Raw genomic sequence first — 619 nt, 5'->3', positions numbered from 1 at the left:
GACTTGATGCCCAGGCTGATCTGGCCAGCGTCGTTATAGACGTCATCGCCCTGTGCAGCATGGGTGTACGGTGCACTGGTTTCGCCAGCCTTGATGGTGACCTGGGCGTTGTTGCTCAGGGTCACGACCAGGTCATGGGCCAGCGCCTGGTTGATGTGCACGGTGAAGGTCGGATTGACGTTCTCGGCCACCGACGCCTGATCGGCAGTGATGGTGACCTGTACCAGGTCGCCTTCGTTGCCCGGAGTACCCGGCTCGTCGGTGACGGTGGTGCTGACCGGAGTCTTGTCCAGGGTCAACTGCTCGAACTTGCCGACGTCAGCGCCAGTGACCGAGGCGATCGATTTGACCACAGGGTCGTTGGTGCCGGTGTAGACGTTGTCCGGCGCAGTCACAGTGACCGAACCCGTCGTGCCGTTGGCCGGTACGGTGATAACCGTCTTGCCGTCGCTCAGCGTGAAGGTCAGGGCCGAGTGGTTATTGATCGGCAGACCGTCTTTGTTGGTCAGCGTGATGGTGTAGGTGATCTCGCCGCCTTCGGTGACCGAAGGGGTCGCGGTCAGCTTGGCCACCACTTCGTCGGTGGTGTCAGTCACCTGAACCGAAGCGTCGCCGCCCA

At 61.9% G+C, this 619-nt stretch carries 1 protein-coding gene; it reads right to left on the bottom strand.

Annotated features, from left to right (window positions below; translation table 11 throughout):
* Positions 1-619 (bottom strand): immunoglobulin-like domain-containing protein (locus CAY82_RS24930; protein ID WP_140399159.1); only part of this gene is annotated, 619 nt, incomplete at both ends.

Origin of the sequence: Pseudomonas sp. SID14000, assembly GCF_002165135.1 — a bacterium.
In the GTDB taxonomy this organism is placed as follows: Bacteria; Pseudomonadota; Gammaproteobacteria; order Pseudomonadales; family Pseudomonadaceae; genus Aquipseudomonas.
Note: the sequence above shows the minus strand (reverse complement) of the source record. Positions and strands in the feature narration are given on the sequence as shown.